This window comes from Arthrospiribacter ruber (assembly GCF_019343195.1).
GTDB lineage: Bacteria > Bacteroidota > Bacteroidia > Cytophagales > Cyclobacteriaceae > Arthrospiribacter > Arthrospiribacter ruber.
Window position 1 is genome coordinate 65,903 of the sequence record NZ_RPHB01000009.1, and the last position, 15,753, is coordinate 81,655.

Below are 15,753 nucleotides of genomic sequence, written 5' to 3' on the forward strand. Positions count from 1 at the left end.
ATTTTGCCCGAGCAAAGTTAATAGGATTCATTACGCATGAAACGATTCAGAGTCAAAAATATTCTCATTATCCCATTTTTAACATTCGCCCTTTTCTTTGCCGGTTTTTCTACGGCAGAGAACAAAACCCCGAAAGCCAGTATCAAGAGAATTGTCATAGATGCAGGCCATGGAGGAAAGGATCCCGGAGCCCTAGGCTCATCTTCCAAAGAAAAAGATATAGCCCTGACTGTAGCCTTACAGGTAGGGAAGTATGTGGAGGAACTCCTCCCCGGTGTAGAAGTGATTTACACCCGGAAAACAGATACTTTTTTGGAACTTAGGGAAAGAGCCAACATTGCAAATAGGAACAAAGCAGACCTTTTTATTTCCATTCATTGTAACGCAGCAAGCAACAGATCTGCGTATGGTACGGAGACCTTTGTAATGGGTACCAAAAACTTTGAAGCCAACTTCGACATTGTAAAAAGAGAGAATGCAGTAATTCTCCTTGAGGACAATTATGAGGAAAATTACGAAGGTTTTGACCCCAGTTCTCCCGAGTCCTATATGATGTTCAACCTGACCCAAAAAGCCTACATGTCCAATAGCATATCCTTGGCAGCCAAGGTAGAGGATGACTTCCGCACCAGGGTCAACAGACACAGCAGAGGTGTGAAGCAGGCACCCCTATATGTGCTTTGGACCACCTACATGCCTTCTGTGCTCGTAGAATTAGGCTTCATTTCGAATATCAATGAGGAAAGGTTCCTAAAAAGCTCAGAGGGACAAACTTACCTTGCCTCGGCCATTTACAGGGCAATCAAAGCCTACAAGGAAGAATTGGACGAAATGTAATTGTTTTAAAAACGGAACATTGAAAAAGGTACCTTTACTAAAACTACATCGCTGTATCGGTTAAGATTTCATGATTATCCGCTTTCTTACCAGTAGAACCTTTAGAGTGGCATATACTTATGATTTCAAGCTAACCCCGATAAACCGGGACAAGTTATCCATGAATATCTAATATGGATTAGTATCGGGTTAATCTAAGCCCTCATTTAATTTGGCATGTGGTGCAATAGCGGATATGCATATAAGATTTAATACATTAACCTTCTTCCATATTTGATACTTAGTCTTAAAAGAAGTTATTTTAGCCTTCTGAAAAACTAAACCCAAAATACTTTATGGATATCGAATTCAATAAGAATGAAGACCAGAACAAACAATTACTTTTTCAACTGAAGAAAAAACTGGACACCGTAAAACTTGGCGGAGGAAAATCCAGGATAGAAAAAGAACATGAGAAAGGCAAACTTACCGCAAGGGAAAGAATCGATTACCTCACCGATGCGGATTCCCATTTTTTGGAAATCGGAGCCTTGGCAGCCGATGGCATGTATGCGGAAGAAGGAGGCTGTCCTTCAGCAGGGGTAGTGACAGGCATAGGATACGTAAAAGGCAGAATGTGCATGATAGTGGCCAATGACGCCACCGTCAAAGCGGGCGCATGGTTTCCCATGACTGCCAAAAAAAACCTACGTGCACAGGAAATCGCCATGGAAAACAGGCTCCCTGTCATCTATTTGGTAGACAGTGCTGGGGTATTTTTGCCTAAGCAGAATGAAATTTTCCCGGACAAAGAACACTTTGGCCGTCAATTCCGCAACAATGCCAAAATGTCGGCAATGGGAATCGTACAGGTCGCTGCCATCATGGGCAGCTGTGTGGCAGGGGGAGCATACCTTCCCATCATGTCGGACGAGGCACTGATAGTGGATAAAACAGGCTCTATTTTCCTGGCAGGCTCCTACCTGGTCAGGGCTGCCATTGGAGAAAATGTAGACAATGAAACTCTAGGTGGAGCCACTACCCATTGTGAGATATCTGGAGTAACAGACAATAAATACGAAACAGACCAAGACTGCCTTGACGCCATCAGAAATATATTTGACAAAATAGGTCAGAGCGAAAAGGCAGGGTTTGACAGGTCTGAACCCAAGCTTCCTAAGCTCAAGCCCGAAGACATTTACGGTACATTCCCATCTGACAGGGTCAAACCTTATGACATGCTTGAGATCATAAAACATTTGGTGGACGAAGGGGATTTTGATGAATACAAAAAAGATTATGGCAAAACCTTACTTTGCGGTACGGCAAGAATTGATGGTTGGGCGGTAGGGATCATTGCCAATCAAAGGAAAATCGTTAAAACCAAAAAAGGCGAAATGCAGATGGGCGGGGTAATATACTCGGATTCCGCAGACAAAGCAGCCAGATTTATCATGAACTGCAACCAGAGAAAAATCCCATTGGTTTTCTTACAGGACGTGAGCGGGTTTATGGTAGGATCAAAAGCAGAACATGGAGGCATTATCAAAGACGGGGCCAAAATGGTCAATGCCATGGCCAATTCGGTGGTACCAAAATTCACCATCATTCTGGGCAACTCTTACGGAGCGGGCAATTATGCCATGTGCGGAAAAGCTTATGACCCAAGACTGATTTATTCCTGGCCTACTGCACAGATGGCCGTGATGAGCGGAGCTTCAGCCGCCAAAACCCTGCTTCAGATCAAAGTTGCATCTCTGAAAAAAGCCGGCAAGGAAATCACTCCAGAAGATGAGGCACAATTGCTGAAAGAAATCACAGACAAATATAACGAAGAGCTGAGTCCATACTATGCTGCTGCAAGGCTCTGGGTGGATGGAGTCATTGATCCTGTTGAAACCAGAAAAGTCATCAGCATGGGTATCGAAGCTGCCAACCACTCCCCCATCACAGAAAAATTCAATGTGGGTGTCATACAGACCTAAAAAACATAAGGCTTTGCAAATCAACCTGCAAAGCCTTTTTTGATTTCTTTCTGGAATCAAACACTCCGCACCTGCTGTTTTTATTGACAACTATTATTTTTATCTTGATAAAGAAACATGGGCAAGGATAAACTTACAGACAAAGAACTGCACGCACTGGTATCGCTTCTGGATGATTCTGATCAGGAAGTAAAATCTCATGTCCGGGAAAGATTGGCTTCTATTGGCTATGAAGTCATCCCTTTTCTGGAAAAAAAATGGGAGGAAAGCTTCAATCCTGACATACAGAAAGAAATAGAAGAACTGGTGCACAGTCTGCAGTTTGCACAGCTTAAGCAAAGGTTGATGGATTGGAAAAAAAGTGAAGATCAGGACCTGCTCACCGGGCTATGGATACTCAACACCTACCAATATCCCGACCTTGAGTTTGACAAACTCAATGCAGACATGCATCAGATTTACTTTGAAGTATGGACATCCTTCAAAAATGACCTTATGCCTTATGAACAGGTTAGAATCATCAACAGCATACTTTTCAACCAATTGAGATTTTCTGCCAATACAAAAAATTTTCACTCTCCGGCCAACTCTATGATAAATAGCGTACTGGAAACCAAAAAAGGGAATCCGATCAGTCTTTGCTCCATTTATCTCTTAGTAGCGCAGAAACTGGGACTTCCCATATATGGGGTCAACCTGCCGAATCTTTTTGTACTTACCTACAAAACAAAAGAAGCTTCCTTTTACATTAACGCGTTCAATAAAGGGCTGATTTTCAGCAAGCAGGACATCAACAACTATCTCGAACACTTGAAAATAGAATCAAGAGATGCATTTTTCCAGCCTTGTACCCACAAAGATATTTTGATCCGATCCATGCGCAACCTGATCGTAGCCTTTGAAAAGCTGGGAGAATTGGAAAAAGTGGATGAGGTAAATGAATTGCTTCAGATTCTCGAGGAGGAATAGAAATTGATCAACGGGATTTAAGTCTGATATTACAACCTACTGCACGGCTTGACGAAGGGCTTGGATTCCTGCGGTTCATAATAGCATTCAAGGCATTCTCCAGATACCGGACATTAGCATTGGCAGCGACTTGGGGATTGTTGTCAATAGCTCCTTTGTATGCAATAGAAAACCCGGTCTGGGATGGTGTCACGACCACGACCTCAGGAAGTTTGCTCGCAGCAAGCATTCTGGTGACCACTTGATCAGAATCATCCAATACAGGAAATTTAAATCCTCTTGATTTCACCCTTTCTTCGTGGTCATTTTTGGACTCTCCTTCTTCCGCTTCAAAATGCGGGTTGACCATAGCAAACTGAAACCCCTCTCTGGAAAAAGTATCTGAAAGTTGTGCTATCCTTTCTTCATACAGCTTTGAAAATGGACAGTTCATATTACTGAATATGATGACTACTGCCTTTTTATCAGAAAAAGAAGACAGTTCAAATTCTTTCCCTGTAAGAATGTCTTTCAGGGTAAAACTCTCAATTCTTTGTGCATTTGCTGTTTGAAAAGACAGAATGAAAGCCAGCAATAAGATCATTGATTTTTTCATCTCTCAGAAATATTCATCGGGTGTTTCGGAAATATAGCAAAGAACCTACCAAATTGTATACGTCATAATGACATCTTTTTCTTTCTCCACTTTTACCGTATAATGGTGATCAGAATACTCCGAACCATATATCCTGCCTTTGATCACTTTGTCTTCTTTGGAAAATTCCTCCAGGATAATATTATTCTTTAGGCTAACCCCTCTTTTCCCCTGACATTTAAAAATTGATTCCTTTGCTGACCATGCTGTTGTGTACAACTCAGGGCAATTATTAAGAAAATCCATCTCTGAATGATCCAAAAATTTCGGGCCCAAACGCACTACTTTTTCCCTGATATAATCCAGATCAATTCCCACAGGCATTTCTTTATGAAAAATGGCCGCTGCTATGCCTTTGGTATGGCTAAGCGAGACATATCCGTAACCATCCATAGGATGGGACTTGCCGTTTTCGTCCTTAAAAAATCCAGGGTATGGAAGTGAAATACAATCCAAAGCCTTGTTGATGGCGATTCTGGCGGCAATCCATTCCACCCTTTTATCGGGTCTGGAAATATTTGCATACGAAAGCCTCTCTCTAAAGCTCAAAAAATCAACCGCTGATTCGGGTACCTCTTCAATAATATTTAGAGCTAAAGCTGATAAAGGACTAATTTTTTCTATTTTTGTTTGCATAGGCCCCTCGCGGGTTGGTTTGCTAATTCACGCAATATATGATAAAAATCCAAGTCAATAAACTCCATACATTAACTGGTCACAACGATTGTATCTATGCCTTGGTAGAGGGGCCGGATCCACGATTTTTTTATACTGCTTCAGGAGACGGCATGGTGGTAGAATGGGACATGGACAATCCTAAGGATGGAAAGCTTATGGCCAAAGTCGCCCACTCTGTATATGCATTGGAAGTAGACAAAGAGCGCAACCTGCTTTTCGTAGGTCACAATTTTGAAGGAATCCATGTCATAGACTTGGAAAACAGCAAGGAACTCTGGTCTATCAAAGTGACTGACCAATCCATATTTGATATCAAAGCCATAGGAAACGAACTCTATGTAGGTACCGGAGATGGTGTAATCATCATCATCGACATAGAAAACAAGTCCGTAAAAAAACATATCAAAATAAGTAAGAAAAGCGTACGTGTCCTGTCTATTGATCCTACCAAAAGACAGATTGCAGTAGGTCTGAGCGACAATTCAATCAAGATATTCAACCTGCTGGACCATAATCCCATACACAACCTTGAGGCGCATAACAACTCGGTTTTTGCGTTGGGATATGCTCCTCATAAACCTATTCTGGTAAGTGGAGGCAGGGATGCTTACCTCAACATCTGGGACACCACCGCCTATTCTCTTCAGGAATCCATCGTGGCCCACATGTTTGCCATCAATTACCTCAGCTTCCGGGAAGATGGCAAGTATTTTGTAACCTGCAGCATGGACAAGTCCATCAAAGTATGGGATGCCGAAAATTTCAAACTCTTAAAAGTAATCGACAAAGCACGTTATGCAGGACATGGGACATCCATCAATAAAGTGCTTTGGAGTACATACAACCATCAAATTGTATCGGTCAGTGATGACCGCAAAATATCAATCTGGGACCTTCAACTTTAAACACCATGAAAATCACACCTATAGAAATCCGCGACAAATCCTTTGAAAAAAACTTCCGTGGTTATGACAAAGATGAAGTCACCGACTTTCTGAAGTTTTTAAGTGCGGAATTTGAAACCCTGCTTAAGGAAAATGAAGAACTAACCAGAAAACTGGCAGCCTCTGAAAAAGAAGCGACTAAACTCAAAGAAGTAGAAGAGTCACTTTTCAGGACCCTCAAAACAGCTGAAGACACAGGTGCCGCCATGATAGAAGAGGCCACCAAATCCTCTGAAGAAATCATGTCAGAGGCACATCAGAATGCTGAAACCATGGTACAAGATGCTCAAAGACAGGCTCAAAATCTTATCGAAAGCGCTGAAGAAAAAGGCAAACAAATGATGGATGACCTGAGGTCAGATGTCAAAGGCCTGGTGGAAGATTATTCTTCCCTATTGGCACAAAGAGATATGGTTCTGAGAAACCTCAAAGCTTTGGCAGAGGACATCAATGATAACATTTCCGTATCTCAGGAAGCCTTCAAAAAAATAAATGTTGACGTCCATGCCCAGATGGTAGAAAAGCTGAGCAAATCAAATGCTTTTTCCATGGCCCAGATTGCTGAGGTTCAGAAATCCTCTCCGAAATTTGAAGTCAAAAATGAGGAGAAAATAGAAGAAAAGCCTATCGAAACTACAGTGGCCCAAGCAGCACCAGAAGAAATCCCTACTCCCCAAGCAGCAGTAGACACTCCCGATGAGGTCACAGAAGAAATTGAAGCGGAACCGGTAAAAGCGGAAGTTCCTGATGAAGAAGTGAAAGAAAAGGAGGTACAGGTAGAAGTAGTTGCCAAAGAACCTTCCCAAGAAGAGGAAAAACCAAAAAAAGAGGAAAACAAAGGAGGATCGTTTTTTGACCAGCTGGACTAATGGGTAAAGTATCACTCGAAGGAATTGAGTTTCACGCCTATCATGGTGTATTTAAGGAGGAAACAAAGTTGGGCAACAGGTTTACCGTGGACATTCACGTGGAAACTGACTTTAAAAAAGCCATGCTGGACGACGAGCTCAAAGCCACTGTAGACTATGGCAAGCTTTACAAAATCGCCAAATCCCACATGCTGGAACCTGTAAAACTTCTCGAACACCTTGCCCACCTAATGATTGAGGATATTCTGAAAGTCTATCCTGAACTGTCAAGCATTACCATAGTGATCAAAAAACACAACCCGGCCTTAGGCGGGGTGGTCAACTATTCAGTAGTCACTGTTAATTATCCCGAAGATTATGCTTAAGAGAATTTATACCACTTTGGCGATTTGCATTTTTGCATTTCCGGCAATAAGCCAAGTGCAGGCTTTCAAAATATTTGATAAGGAAGGTAAGGAAGTTACTTTTGAAAATCTGGTTTCCGAAGCGGGCAATCATGAATTGATATTTTTTGGAGAATTGCACAACAACAGCATAGCCCATTGGCTACAATTACAGGTCTTAAAATCCCTTCATTCTGAAGAATCGCCTGTGGTGTTAGCAGGAGAGTTTTTTGAGCGTGATGATCAGCTGAACATCGAAGAGTATTTTGCAGGGAAAATCACAGACAAAAACTTCGAAGCTGAAGCCAAGCTTTGGAACAATTACCACACCGATTATAAGCCTTTAATGGGTTATGCCAAGAAGCATAATATTCCTTTTGTGGCTACAAATGTACCCAGAAAATATGCCTCTTTGGTCAGTAGAGAAGGACTTGGGGCTTTAGATTCGTTGAGTCTGGAAGCGAAAAAGTACTTTCCGCCCCTACCTATCACAGTAGACCGGGAGCTTCCCGGATATGCAGGAATGAAAGAAATGATGCATGGATCATCCATGAATGTGGATTATATGATAGATGCGCAGGCACTTAAGGATGCGACCATGGCATTTTCTCTTTTTGAATTTATCGGGGAAGGCAATCGCATTCTTCATATCAACGGTTCCTATCATTCCAATAATTATGAAGGTATAGTCTGGTATGTCAAGCAGGCATTTCCGGAAACAAAAATCATCACCATCAATACCGTGGAGCAAGATGATTTATCTAGCATTGATGAAAAAACCTCCAAGACAGCAGATTTCATCCTAGTGCTCCCATCTGACAGTCCCAAAAGCTATTAAATGTATTCCAGAGCCGAAACAGCCAAAATCAGAAAGGATTTTTGGACTGCTTTTGGGCAGTATATGAAGCCTGTCCCAAATGCAGATGGGCTGAAAGTCAATTGGCAAAATTATAAGACAGGAGTAAGACAGATATTTTTCAGAATGAAAGCAGAACGGGGATTTGCTTCTATAGGAATAGAATTGAATCACAAGGATGAAGAAATGCAGGAACTCGTTTTTGGTCAGTTTCAGGAGTTCAAAAGGCTCCTCGAAGCTGAACAGCAAGAGGAGTGGGACTGGGAGCTTCATGCTTTTGATGAATCGGGAAATGTGGTTTCCCGGATTCAGACAGTGTTGAACAAAGTCAATGTAATGGACAAGAATGACTGGCCTGCCATCATCAGTTTTCTCAAGCCCAGGATTATTGCATTGGATGCTTTCTGGTCCAATATCAAACCTGCCTTTGAGGATCTTTGAGGTCCTTTTGGGTCGCTTCACCAAAAAGGGGTTGAACTTATTAAACCTTACAAAACTGTCATTCCCCATTTCCAGAAAAACGACGCTTTATCTGTGAATATCCGTGGTTGTAAAAAAAGACCTTTGAGGTTTTCAAAACCCCAAAGGTCAGGTGGTCGCTCACTTTTGACACCGTAAGTACGGTACCGAAGATTCTGCGATTTTTTCACGCAATGATCGCAAAGAAATTCGCAATGATCGCAACGTGGGTTTTACTTTTAATTCATGTTTTACTTCGTTGTGACCGCTGCGTTATCCTTGCGACCGCCGCGAGAACTATAAATTCCCATTTTGGGACCTTCGAGGTTTGAAAAAAAACCAAAGGTCATTATACAACATGATTAGCCGCTTAATTACCAGTAGAACCTAAATAATGGAACAAACCTATGATTTCTAGCCAATATCTATGAATATCCAATATCTAATAGTATCTGATTGATCTAGGCACTTATTTAAATTGGCTAGTGGTGTAATTGCGGATATACATATTAAACAATCACCATTGTCGACCCTCCACCTTTCAAGGTAATTTCAACAGGTTTGTTCTTTTTCCAGCTTCCGCCTGTAAAATCAGGCACATCAATGGAATTGGACCTATGGGCAACTGACCATTCGCTCAAAGGGGAAATAGCAGACCACAAGGCAGCATCATACACATCCTGATCCAAAGGCAATCCATTGCGCAGGCAATCTATCAACCTCCAATCCATCATAAAATCCATGCCTCCATGTCCACCAATTTGTTTGGCCAGTTCCCCGACCTTCAGTACAATTTCAGGAGTATATTTTTCCTCTATGGCTTTCACCTCATCTTCTTTCAGCCAGCTATGTTCCTTGGAAATCTTTTGCACAGGATACTTTTGTGCAAAAGCCTTTGTCCCACTGATGGCATGCAGCCTGGAATAAGGCCTTGGGGAAGTGACATCGTGTTGGATCATCATCGAGCGCCCCTTTTTGGTCTTGATGATGGTGGTATTCATATTACCTCCGTACAGCTTCTCCGCAAAGGAACCAAAGAAATTATCTTCTTCTGCAAGTTCGCGGGCTTTTTCTGCCATATGGAAATCCGCACTGGAAAGCGAAGTCAGGTAATCCATCTGATCTCCTCTATTGATATCCAAGATCTGACAGACCGGACCAAGCCCATGCGTAGCGTAGAGGTTTCCATCCCGGTAATTCTCCTTCAGCCTCCACATGTCCTGATATCCTCCATCACTTTCTTTCATGAAATTGAGCCATAGCAGGTCGTGAATATAGGCTCCCTCTGTATGGATGATTTCTCCAAAAAACCCATCTCTGGCCATGCTCAGGGTCATCAACTCAAAAAAGTCATAGCAGCAGTTTTCTAACATCATGCAATGCTTCTTGGTACGCTCTGAAGTTTCTACCAATTGCCAGCATTCCTCAAGGGTCTTGGCAGCAGGCACCTCAACGGCCGCATGTTTGCCGTTTTCCATGGCGTAAACAGCCATAGGGGTATGCCAATCCCAAGGTGTGACAATGTAGATCAGATCCAGGTCATTTCTATCCACCATTTTTTTCCAGGCATAGACCGATCCAGAATAAGATTCAGGATTGTGTTTTGTTCCTTTGAGCTTTTCTTTGATTTTGTCCACCCGCTCCGGTATCAGGTCACACAAAGCTTTGATTTCCACCCCTTCGATCTTGCTCAAACGGTCCACTGCTCCCGGGCCTCTTTGCCCAAGACCGATTACTCCTACCCGCACTGTCTCCAGTTTGGGAGCAGCAAAGCCACACATATTGAAAAGTTGCTCGTGTCGCTTTTGGCTCAAATTAAGTAACTGCGCAGGGGATTCCGCTTTGGAAAACTGAGGGATGGCAGATCCTACTAGCCCTAGTCCTGCCAATTTGATAAAGTCTCTTCTATTGTTGCTCATGGATGTGGAAAATAAGATTTTAGATTTGGGTCTATTGAAATATGGAATGAAGATAGAAGATAAAAACATGAGTCAAAACTTCTGCTAAATTATGGATGATAAAAGTCAAAAAAAGCTTGTTACTTGATCCATTCCTATGCAATTCTAGAAAGACAGCCCCTAATTATAGCGCTAAGCCAGTAAAACGTTAAAAAGTAAGATATTCCTATTAAAAAAATAATTTATGCTAAATTAGAATTTTAATGCTATTCAAATTATTTATGAATAATCAGAGAAATGAAGACATAATAAATAGATTAATCAAAGTTGCTGATACTCTTAAGCCGGAGATCAAGAGTTTTTTTATAAGCTATCCATATTATTTGCAATATTTTAAAAATTTGCCTGGCGATGAAATTAAAATAGAAAACGTCATTATTGGAATTAGCTTTACTTATTCTTGGATGCCTACCATTTTAAAAAATATCAATATCCAGAATAAATCTGAAATACTTAAAGTCCTGAATAACGCAAAAAAAGGAGAGGTCAATCTTTATTAAAAAAGTATGCCAGTGTCCAATTAAAAAATACTCCCAAAGTACTAGATTTCAATTACTTCCTCATCAAACTCAAACTGAAATATCCCCTCCTATCCGTAAAATGACGGTCCCAGGAAAAACCGGTCTGGGAGGCAATTTTATCCAGTTCTTTGAGGCTGTACTTTTGGGAAATTTCCGTATGAATAGTTTCATATTTATCAAAGCTGATTTCCATTTCACCGATTTTTACTTTTTGTTCCTCAAGACTTACCAAAAAACTCAAAGCAGATCCGGTAAGAGGATTGTAAACCCCATAATGCTCAAAGGCCTCAATATTAAAATCAGCATTCAGTTCCCTGTTGATCCTGTTCAGAAGATTCAAGTTAAACTGTTTGGTAACACCTTCTCTGTCGTTATAAGCTGCACGGATCACATGGGGGTTTTTCTTAAGGTCTACTCCCATCAGAAAAAAATCACCAGGCCTGAGAAAATCATTGACAAACTGAATAAACTCCAAGGCTTTGCCATTAGGGAAATTACCGATGTTACTTCCCATAAATAAAACCAATCGGGGATTGGTTCTTTCCTTAAGCAAATGCAAAGTATGAAGATAATCTCCAGCTACAGGTTCCACTTCTAAATCTGGAATCTGTTTTTGTACCAATTCCTTGTTCACTTCGAGGATCTCAGGAGAGATGTCCATAGGTAGGTAAGTAAGCTTATAAAACTTAAGCTTTGCCTCCTCCAACAATATCACTGTTTTGGTACCATCACCAGCTCCCAATTCAATGATATCCAAGTCAGAAAAAGGAAGCTCTTTGAGTATATCAGCTGAACTTTCCCGAAGGATCTCCACTTCGCATTCTGGAAGGTAATATTCCTCCAATGCCATGATTTTCTGAAAAATTCTACTTCCCTCTTCATCATAGAAATACTTGGAAGGAAGGGATTTTTGAGACTTCTGAAGTCCTTGAATTACATCTTTCAAAAAATTATCCATATCATTTAATTAATCTAAAACCTGAAAAATGCCATCTGCAGGAGGCATGAAAGAAATTACGGTAAGTTTTACGGCTATGCCCTTTTGGGGTAGCCACCGAAGCACCACGGAGTACATTCTGATTACTCATAAACTTACCATTGTACTCTCCAAGAGCACCGGGTGCTTTTTCAAAGCCCGGGTAAGGCAAATAGGCGCTGTAAGTCCACTCCCAGAGTTGTCCCCAGTTGAGCTTATCCGCTGCTGCTTCCCATTCAAATTCGGTCGGCAAGCGCATCCCCTTCCATTCTGCATAAGCATAAGCTTCGTAAAAACTCACATGCTGTACGGGCAAGGATAAGTCCAGCATTTCAAAACCCTCCAAGGTGTATGAGTACCATTCTCCTTTGTGCTTATGCCAGTATAAGGGCGCAGTAATGTTCTCCTTATTTATATAATCCCAGCCTTCTGACAACCAATAGTTGAAATCCTTGTATCCTCCTGCTTCCATAAATTCCAAAAACTCTCCGTTGGTAACCAGGTTTACAGCAATTTCAAATGGCCGGATCAATACCTCATGTTGCCCAAGTTCATTGTCATAACAAAAGCCCTCTCCCTCTGCTCCAATCTTATACAAGCCTCCTCCCACTTTCACAAATCCTCTTTTTTCTTCTTGGCTTAAGGAAAATCCTTTTCCATATACAGGAAATATTGGCTGATTCCCGAGTATATATTTGATATCATAGACCAAAAGTTCCTGATGCTGCTGCTCGTGGTTGATACCGATTTCTATGACATCCAACACCTCTTGGTCTGGATTTTTGCCCAAAAAATCCAGCATCTGTCCGGTCACATATGCCCTGTAAGCCATCACTTCTCTGACCGGAGGCCTGCTCATGAGACCTCTGTTCGGCCGGAGCACCCTTTCTCCTGCATTGTTGTAGTAGCTATTGAACAGATAAGCAAAATCATCGTGATAGAGCCGATATCCTTTCGAGTAAGGTTCCAAAACAAAAGCCTCAAAAAACCAGGTAGTGTGCCCCAGGTGCCACTTGGGTGGGGAAACATCCACCATGGGTTGGGGAACATAATCCTCTATCTCCAAAGGAGCGCAGATTTCTTCTGATCTTTTTCTGGTTTGGAAAAACTGCTCTTGAAGTACTTTCTTGTTGCTCATTTTATTGGTCGTTCCGAAAATAATAATCTAACAAAATACACCGCCATTCCCAAAAACATCAGGCTAAAAGGAAAAGCAAACACTATCAGCAATTGGGAAACTGACTCTAAAAGAGCCTCTTTGCCTATCAGCATCAATCCTATCGTAATGAGTCCTATCATCAAACCCCAAAATACACGATAGGTTTTTCCTGGACTGACATTTCCTTCGTCACTGAACATCCCCAAAACGTAAATGGCCGAATCTACCGATGTAATCAGAAATGTAAAGACCAAAATCAAGCCAACCAATTTTGTCAGTATAGGAATCGGGAAATAACCTAAGAAAATAAAAATACCTGTGTAAATCGAATCCAAATCCGTGGCTTCAAGCTGCCCGGATTCTAATAGCTGAAAAGCACTTTGGCCAAATACAGTAAACCAAACAAATGTGCCCAATGCCGGTATGACCAAGACAGCGAGAATAAATTCCCGGATACTCCTCCCCTTCGAAATCCTGGCTATAAAAACTCCAGTAAAAGGTGCCCAAGCCAGCCAAAAAGCCCAGTAGAAATAGGTCCATTCTTCTAAAAAACCTGCACTGACTTTGAATCTGCCCAGATTGAGGGACATGGGTATGAATTCATACAGGTATGTTCCCAGTACAGTCAAAAAGCCAGATCCAATCCCGTTTTTCCAACCAAAAGAAATCAGGAAAAGCAATAGAAATGTTGCCAAACCAAGGTTGAAATTGGACAGGTTACGGATACCTTTACGCATGCCCAGAAGTGCCGAAGCGGTGGCAATTCCAGTCACTAACATCACTACCAAAAGGGCTTGAAGGGAGTGGGTTTCCATGCCTAGCAAATACCCTATAGCTTCGAGCAACTGCCGGGATCCAAGACCCAAAGCAGCCACGACTCCCAATAAGGTACAGATAATGGTCAATAAATTCATCAATATCCCTAAAACACTGGATTGAACAGGTCTTGGTAAAAGAGATGAAGCCAATGCCTTTGCTCCTTTGTGGTACATCACGAATGCCATGATCAGCCCAAAAGTCCCATAGAATGCCCATGGAGTCAGCCCCCAATGGAAAAACGTGTACTGAAGGGCAAAATCTCCTGAACTTAGAAGAGAGGATCTGGGCGGGTTTTGAAAGTAGTATACCGGTTCCTGAACTGCCCTGAGCAATAGTCCCGCGCCCATTCCTGTACTGTAGAGCATGGCTATCCAAGAGAACCAACTGAAAGCAGGCTTGGATTCACCCAAGCTCATTTTTCCCCCAGATGAAAATGCCAAAAACAACAACAGCACAACCGAAAGAAAGCCTAACAGCAGGTAGTAAAAGCCAAATTTACCCAGAAGAAAAGAAGAGGAATGGTTTAAAACATTTTTTGAATTTTCTGGAAATAAAAATGCCAATACCAAAAAAAGTACGCAAAAAATTCCAACAGGTATTAAAGTGGATTTTTTGGGGTTTTTGACAGGAGCAAAAATCATAAGTAAGGGTTCCCGAGCATCTAGATTGCCAATTTGATAAAATCAAGGCTTCACTTCCACCCCACGCCAAAATGCCACAAAATTCTCAATTTCTTTGGCGGCAGGCTTGGTATTGGGATAGTACCAGGCAGCATCTTTATTCAATTCCGCATTTACTTCAATGTGGTAGTAGGATGCCTCCCCTTTCCAAGGGCAGGTAGTATGGGTGTCAGATTTCCTGAAGAAATTCCTGTAAATCTTATCATGAGGAAAATAATGATTTCCTTCTATTTGTATGGTTTTATCACTTTCTGCGATGACTTGATTGTTCCAGATTGCTTTCATGATTATTTTTCTTTTAAAATTGACAACAGCTCGAATTTTGTATTCTTAATACAATGTCATTTATGTTTAGGGTAACTTTTCCAAAGTTCTGATTTGTAAACAATGTTTGTTTTTACTGTTAACCCTACTTTGGAAAAGTTTAAATTCAACTTGTAGTCTTATCTAAACGACATTGATTCTTAATATACAACATTAAACTTTGCCTGCATTGATTCCATCAGTGGTTTTGCTGTTTACCCACTCCCCTCATAATCCTCCACAGTACTTTTTATTCTTCCCAATTGTTTCCATCGTGCCGCTTGGAAAAACAGCAAATACAAGCCTAGGCACAATGGAGTAGCCACTATAAACCAGCCAATTACTCCCATCGCCAGCCTGCTGGAAAACTCCGTAATCAACTCCAAAATCCCTGAAGAAAATGTAGTATTGAGTTGATCCAAATCAATAGGGTAAGGTTTTGCCCCTACCATAAATTCGCCAATCCTGATAAAGGGGATAATCCCCACCAATTGCACCGGAGTGAGCAGGTAACTTACACTCATGGCTAAAGGCAGGTTCAGCTTTAATTTTACCATGGCCAAAACCAACAATGCCGTAGTCGTACCCAATACCGGAAAAATACTGATGTAAACAGTGAGCGCAAGACAGAGGGCCAGGTCTTTTGGACTCAGACCCTGTTTTAAAAAATACTTTATTTTTTTTCTAAACTTCCGGAAATTCATCTGCTTTATACTCGCTTCTTTATGGGAACCTTCAATTAAG

The 15,753-nt window shown here is 41.5% G+C and carries 17 protein-coding genes; 9 read left to right on the plus strand and 8 right to left on the minus strand.

Annotated elements, in window-relative coordinates:
• Nucleotides 1-36 precede the first annotated feature (36 nt).
• The 3 genes from EGN73_RS17895 to EGN73_RS17905 all read left to right on the plus strand — a co-directional run bounded on the left by EGN73_RS17895 (nt 37) and on the right by EGN73_RS17905 (nt 3,770).
• On the plus strand, nt 37-837 hold the full coding sequence (locus tag EGN73_RS17895; RefSeq protein WP_219292929.1) for an N-acetylmuramoyl-L-alanine amidase family protein: 801 nt from the start codon (nt 37-39) through the stop codon (nt 835-837).
• Nucleotides 838-1,172: 335 nt separating this feature from the next.
• Nucleotides 1,173-2,801 carry an acyl-CoA carboxylase subunit beta gene (locus EGN73_RS17900; protein WP_219292931.1) on the plus strand — a complete coding sequence of 543 codons (1,629 nt, stop codon included), beginning with the start codon at nt 1,173-1,175 and terminating at the stop codon, nt 2,799-2,801.
• Nucleotides 2,802-2,918: 117 nt separating this feature from the next.
• Nucleotides 2,919-3,770 carry a transglutaminase-like domain-containing protein gene (locus EGN73_RS17905; RefSeq protein WP_219292933.1) on the plus strand — a complete coding sequence of 284 codons (852 nt, stop codon included), beginning with the start codon at nt 2,919-2,921 and terminating at the stop codon, nt 3,768-3,770.
• Nucleotides 3,771-3,777: 7 nt separating this feature from the next.
• On the opposite strand, the gene EGN73_RS17910 is transcribed toward EGN73_RS17905, so the two are convergent.
• Nucleotides 3,778-4,365 (minus strand): redoxin domain-containing protein, encoded by a 588-nt coding sequence (locus EGN73_RS17910; RefSeq protein WP_219292935.1) that lies wholly within the window; start codon nt 4,363-4,365, stop codon nt 3,778-3,780.
• A gap of 45 nt (nt 4,366-4,410) precedes the next feature.
• The gene (locus tag EGN73_RS17915) at nt 4,411-5,040 is read right to left on the minus strand and encodes a 4'-phosphopantetheinyl transferase family protein (protein ID WP_219292937.1); all 630 of its coding nucleotides are present in this window, start codon (nt 5,038-5,040) and stop codon (nt 4,411-4,413) included.
• Nucleotides 5,041-5,078: 38 nt separating this feature from the next.
• On the opposite strand from EGN73_RS17915, the gene EGN73_RS17920 reads away from it, so the two are divergent.
• The 5 genes from EGN73_RS17920 to EGN73_RS17940 are packed head-to-tail and all read left to right on the plus strand — an operon-like array spanning nt 5,079 to nt 8,575.
• Entirely contained in the window at nt 5,079-5,987 is a 909-nt protein-coding gene (locus tag EGN73_RS17920; RefSeq protein ID WP_219292939.1) for a WD40 repeat domain-containing protein, read from the plus strand.
• A 5-nt stretch (nt 5,988-5,992) separates the two neighbouring features.
• Nucleotides 5,993-6,895, plus strand: a complete 903-nt coding sequence (locus EGN73_RS17925) for a DivIVA domain-containing protein (protein ID WP_219292941.1) — start codon at nt 5,993-5,995, stop codon at nt 6,893-6,895.
• Complete coding sequence (folB, locus tag EGN73_RS17930; RefSeq protein ID WP_219292943.1) at nt 6,895-7,260, plus strand: dihydroneopterin aldolase; 366 nt, start codon at nt 6,895-6,897, stop codon at nt 7,258-7,260. The genes EGN73_RS17925 and folB overlap by 1 nt, the downstream gene beginning before the upstream one ends.
• A complete protein-coding gene (locus tag EGN73_RS17935; protein WP_219292945.1) occupies nt 7,253-8,116 on the plus strand; it encodes a ChaN family lipoprotein in 864 nt (287 codons plus the stop codon). Before folB ends, EGN73_RS17935 begins: the two co-directional genes overlap by 8 nt.
• Nucleotides 8,117-8,575, plus strand: coding sequence for a DUF4268 domain-containing protein (locus EGN73_RS17940; protein WP_219292947.1), 459 nt, complete (start codon nt 8,117-8,119; stop codon nt 8,573-8,575). It begins immediately after the preceding gene.
• 527 nt (nt 8,576-9,102) lie between these two features.
• On the opposite strand, the gene EGN73_RS17945 is transcribed toward EGN73_RS17940, so the two are convergent.
• Nucleotides 9,103-10,512, minus strand: a complete 1,410-nt coding sequence (locus EGN73_RS17945; RefSeq protein ID WP_219292949.1) for a Gfo/Idh/MocA family protein — start codon at nt 10,510-10,512, stop codon at nt 9,103-9,105.
• 260 nt (nt 10,513-10,772) lie between these two features.
• Between EGN73_RS17945 and EGN73_RS17950 the strand changes: the two genes are divergently transcribed.
• A complete protein-coding gene (locus EGN73_RS17950) occupies nt 10,773-11,051 on the plus strand; it encodes a hypothetical protein (RefSeq protein WP_219292951.1) in 279 nt (92 codons plus the stop codon).
• A 52-nt stretch (nt 11,052-11,103) separates the two neighbouring features.
• Here the strand turns inward: EGN73_RS17950 and egtD are convergent, their stop codons facing one another.
• The 5 genes from egtD to EGN73_RS17975 all read right to left on the minus strand — a co-directional run bounded on the left by egtD (nt 11,104) and on the right by EGN73_RS17975 (nt 15,713).
• Nucleotides 11,104-12,030, minus strand: a complete 927-nt coding sequence (gene egtD, locus EGN73_RS17955; RefSeq protein ID WP_219292953.1) for an L-histidine N(alpha)-methyltransferase — start codon at nt 12,028-12,030, stop codon at nt 11,104-11,106.
• Nucleotide 12,031: 1 nt separating this feature from the next.
• Nucleotides 12,032-13,186 carry an ergothioneine biosynthesis protein EgtB gene (gene egtB / locus EGN73_RS17960; RefSeq protein ID WP_219292955.1) on the minus strand — a complete coding sequence of 385 codons (1,155 nt, stop codon included), beginning with the start codon at nt 13,184-13,186 and terminating at the stop codon, nt 12,032-12,034.
• A complete protein-coding gene (locus tag EGN73_RS17965) occupies nt 13,183-14,667 on the minus strand; it encodes a BCCT family transporter (protein WP_219292957.1) in 1,485 nt (494 codons plus the stop codon). The genes egtB and EGN73_RS17965 overlap by 4 nt, the downstream gene beginning before the upstream one ends.
• A 42-nt stretch (nt 14,668-14,709) precedes the next feature.
• Nucleotides 14,710-14,991 (minus strand): DUF427 domain-containing protein, encoded by a 282-nt coding sequence (locus tag EGN73_RS17970; protein ID WP_219292959.1) that lies wholly within the window; start codon nt 14,989-14,991, stop codon nt 14,710-14,712.
• 233 nt (nt 14,992-15,224) lie between these two features.
• A complete protein-coding gene (locus tag EGN73_RS17975) occupies nt 15,225-15,713 on the minus strand; it encodes a DUF2062 domain-containing protein (RefSeq protein WP_219292961.1) in 489 nt (162 codons plus the stop codon).
• Nucleotides 15,714-15,753 lie beyond the last annotated feature (40 nt).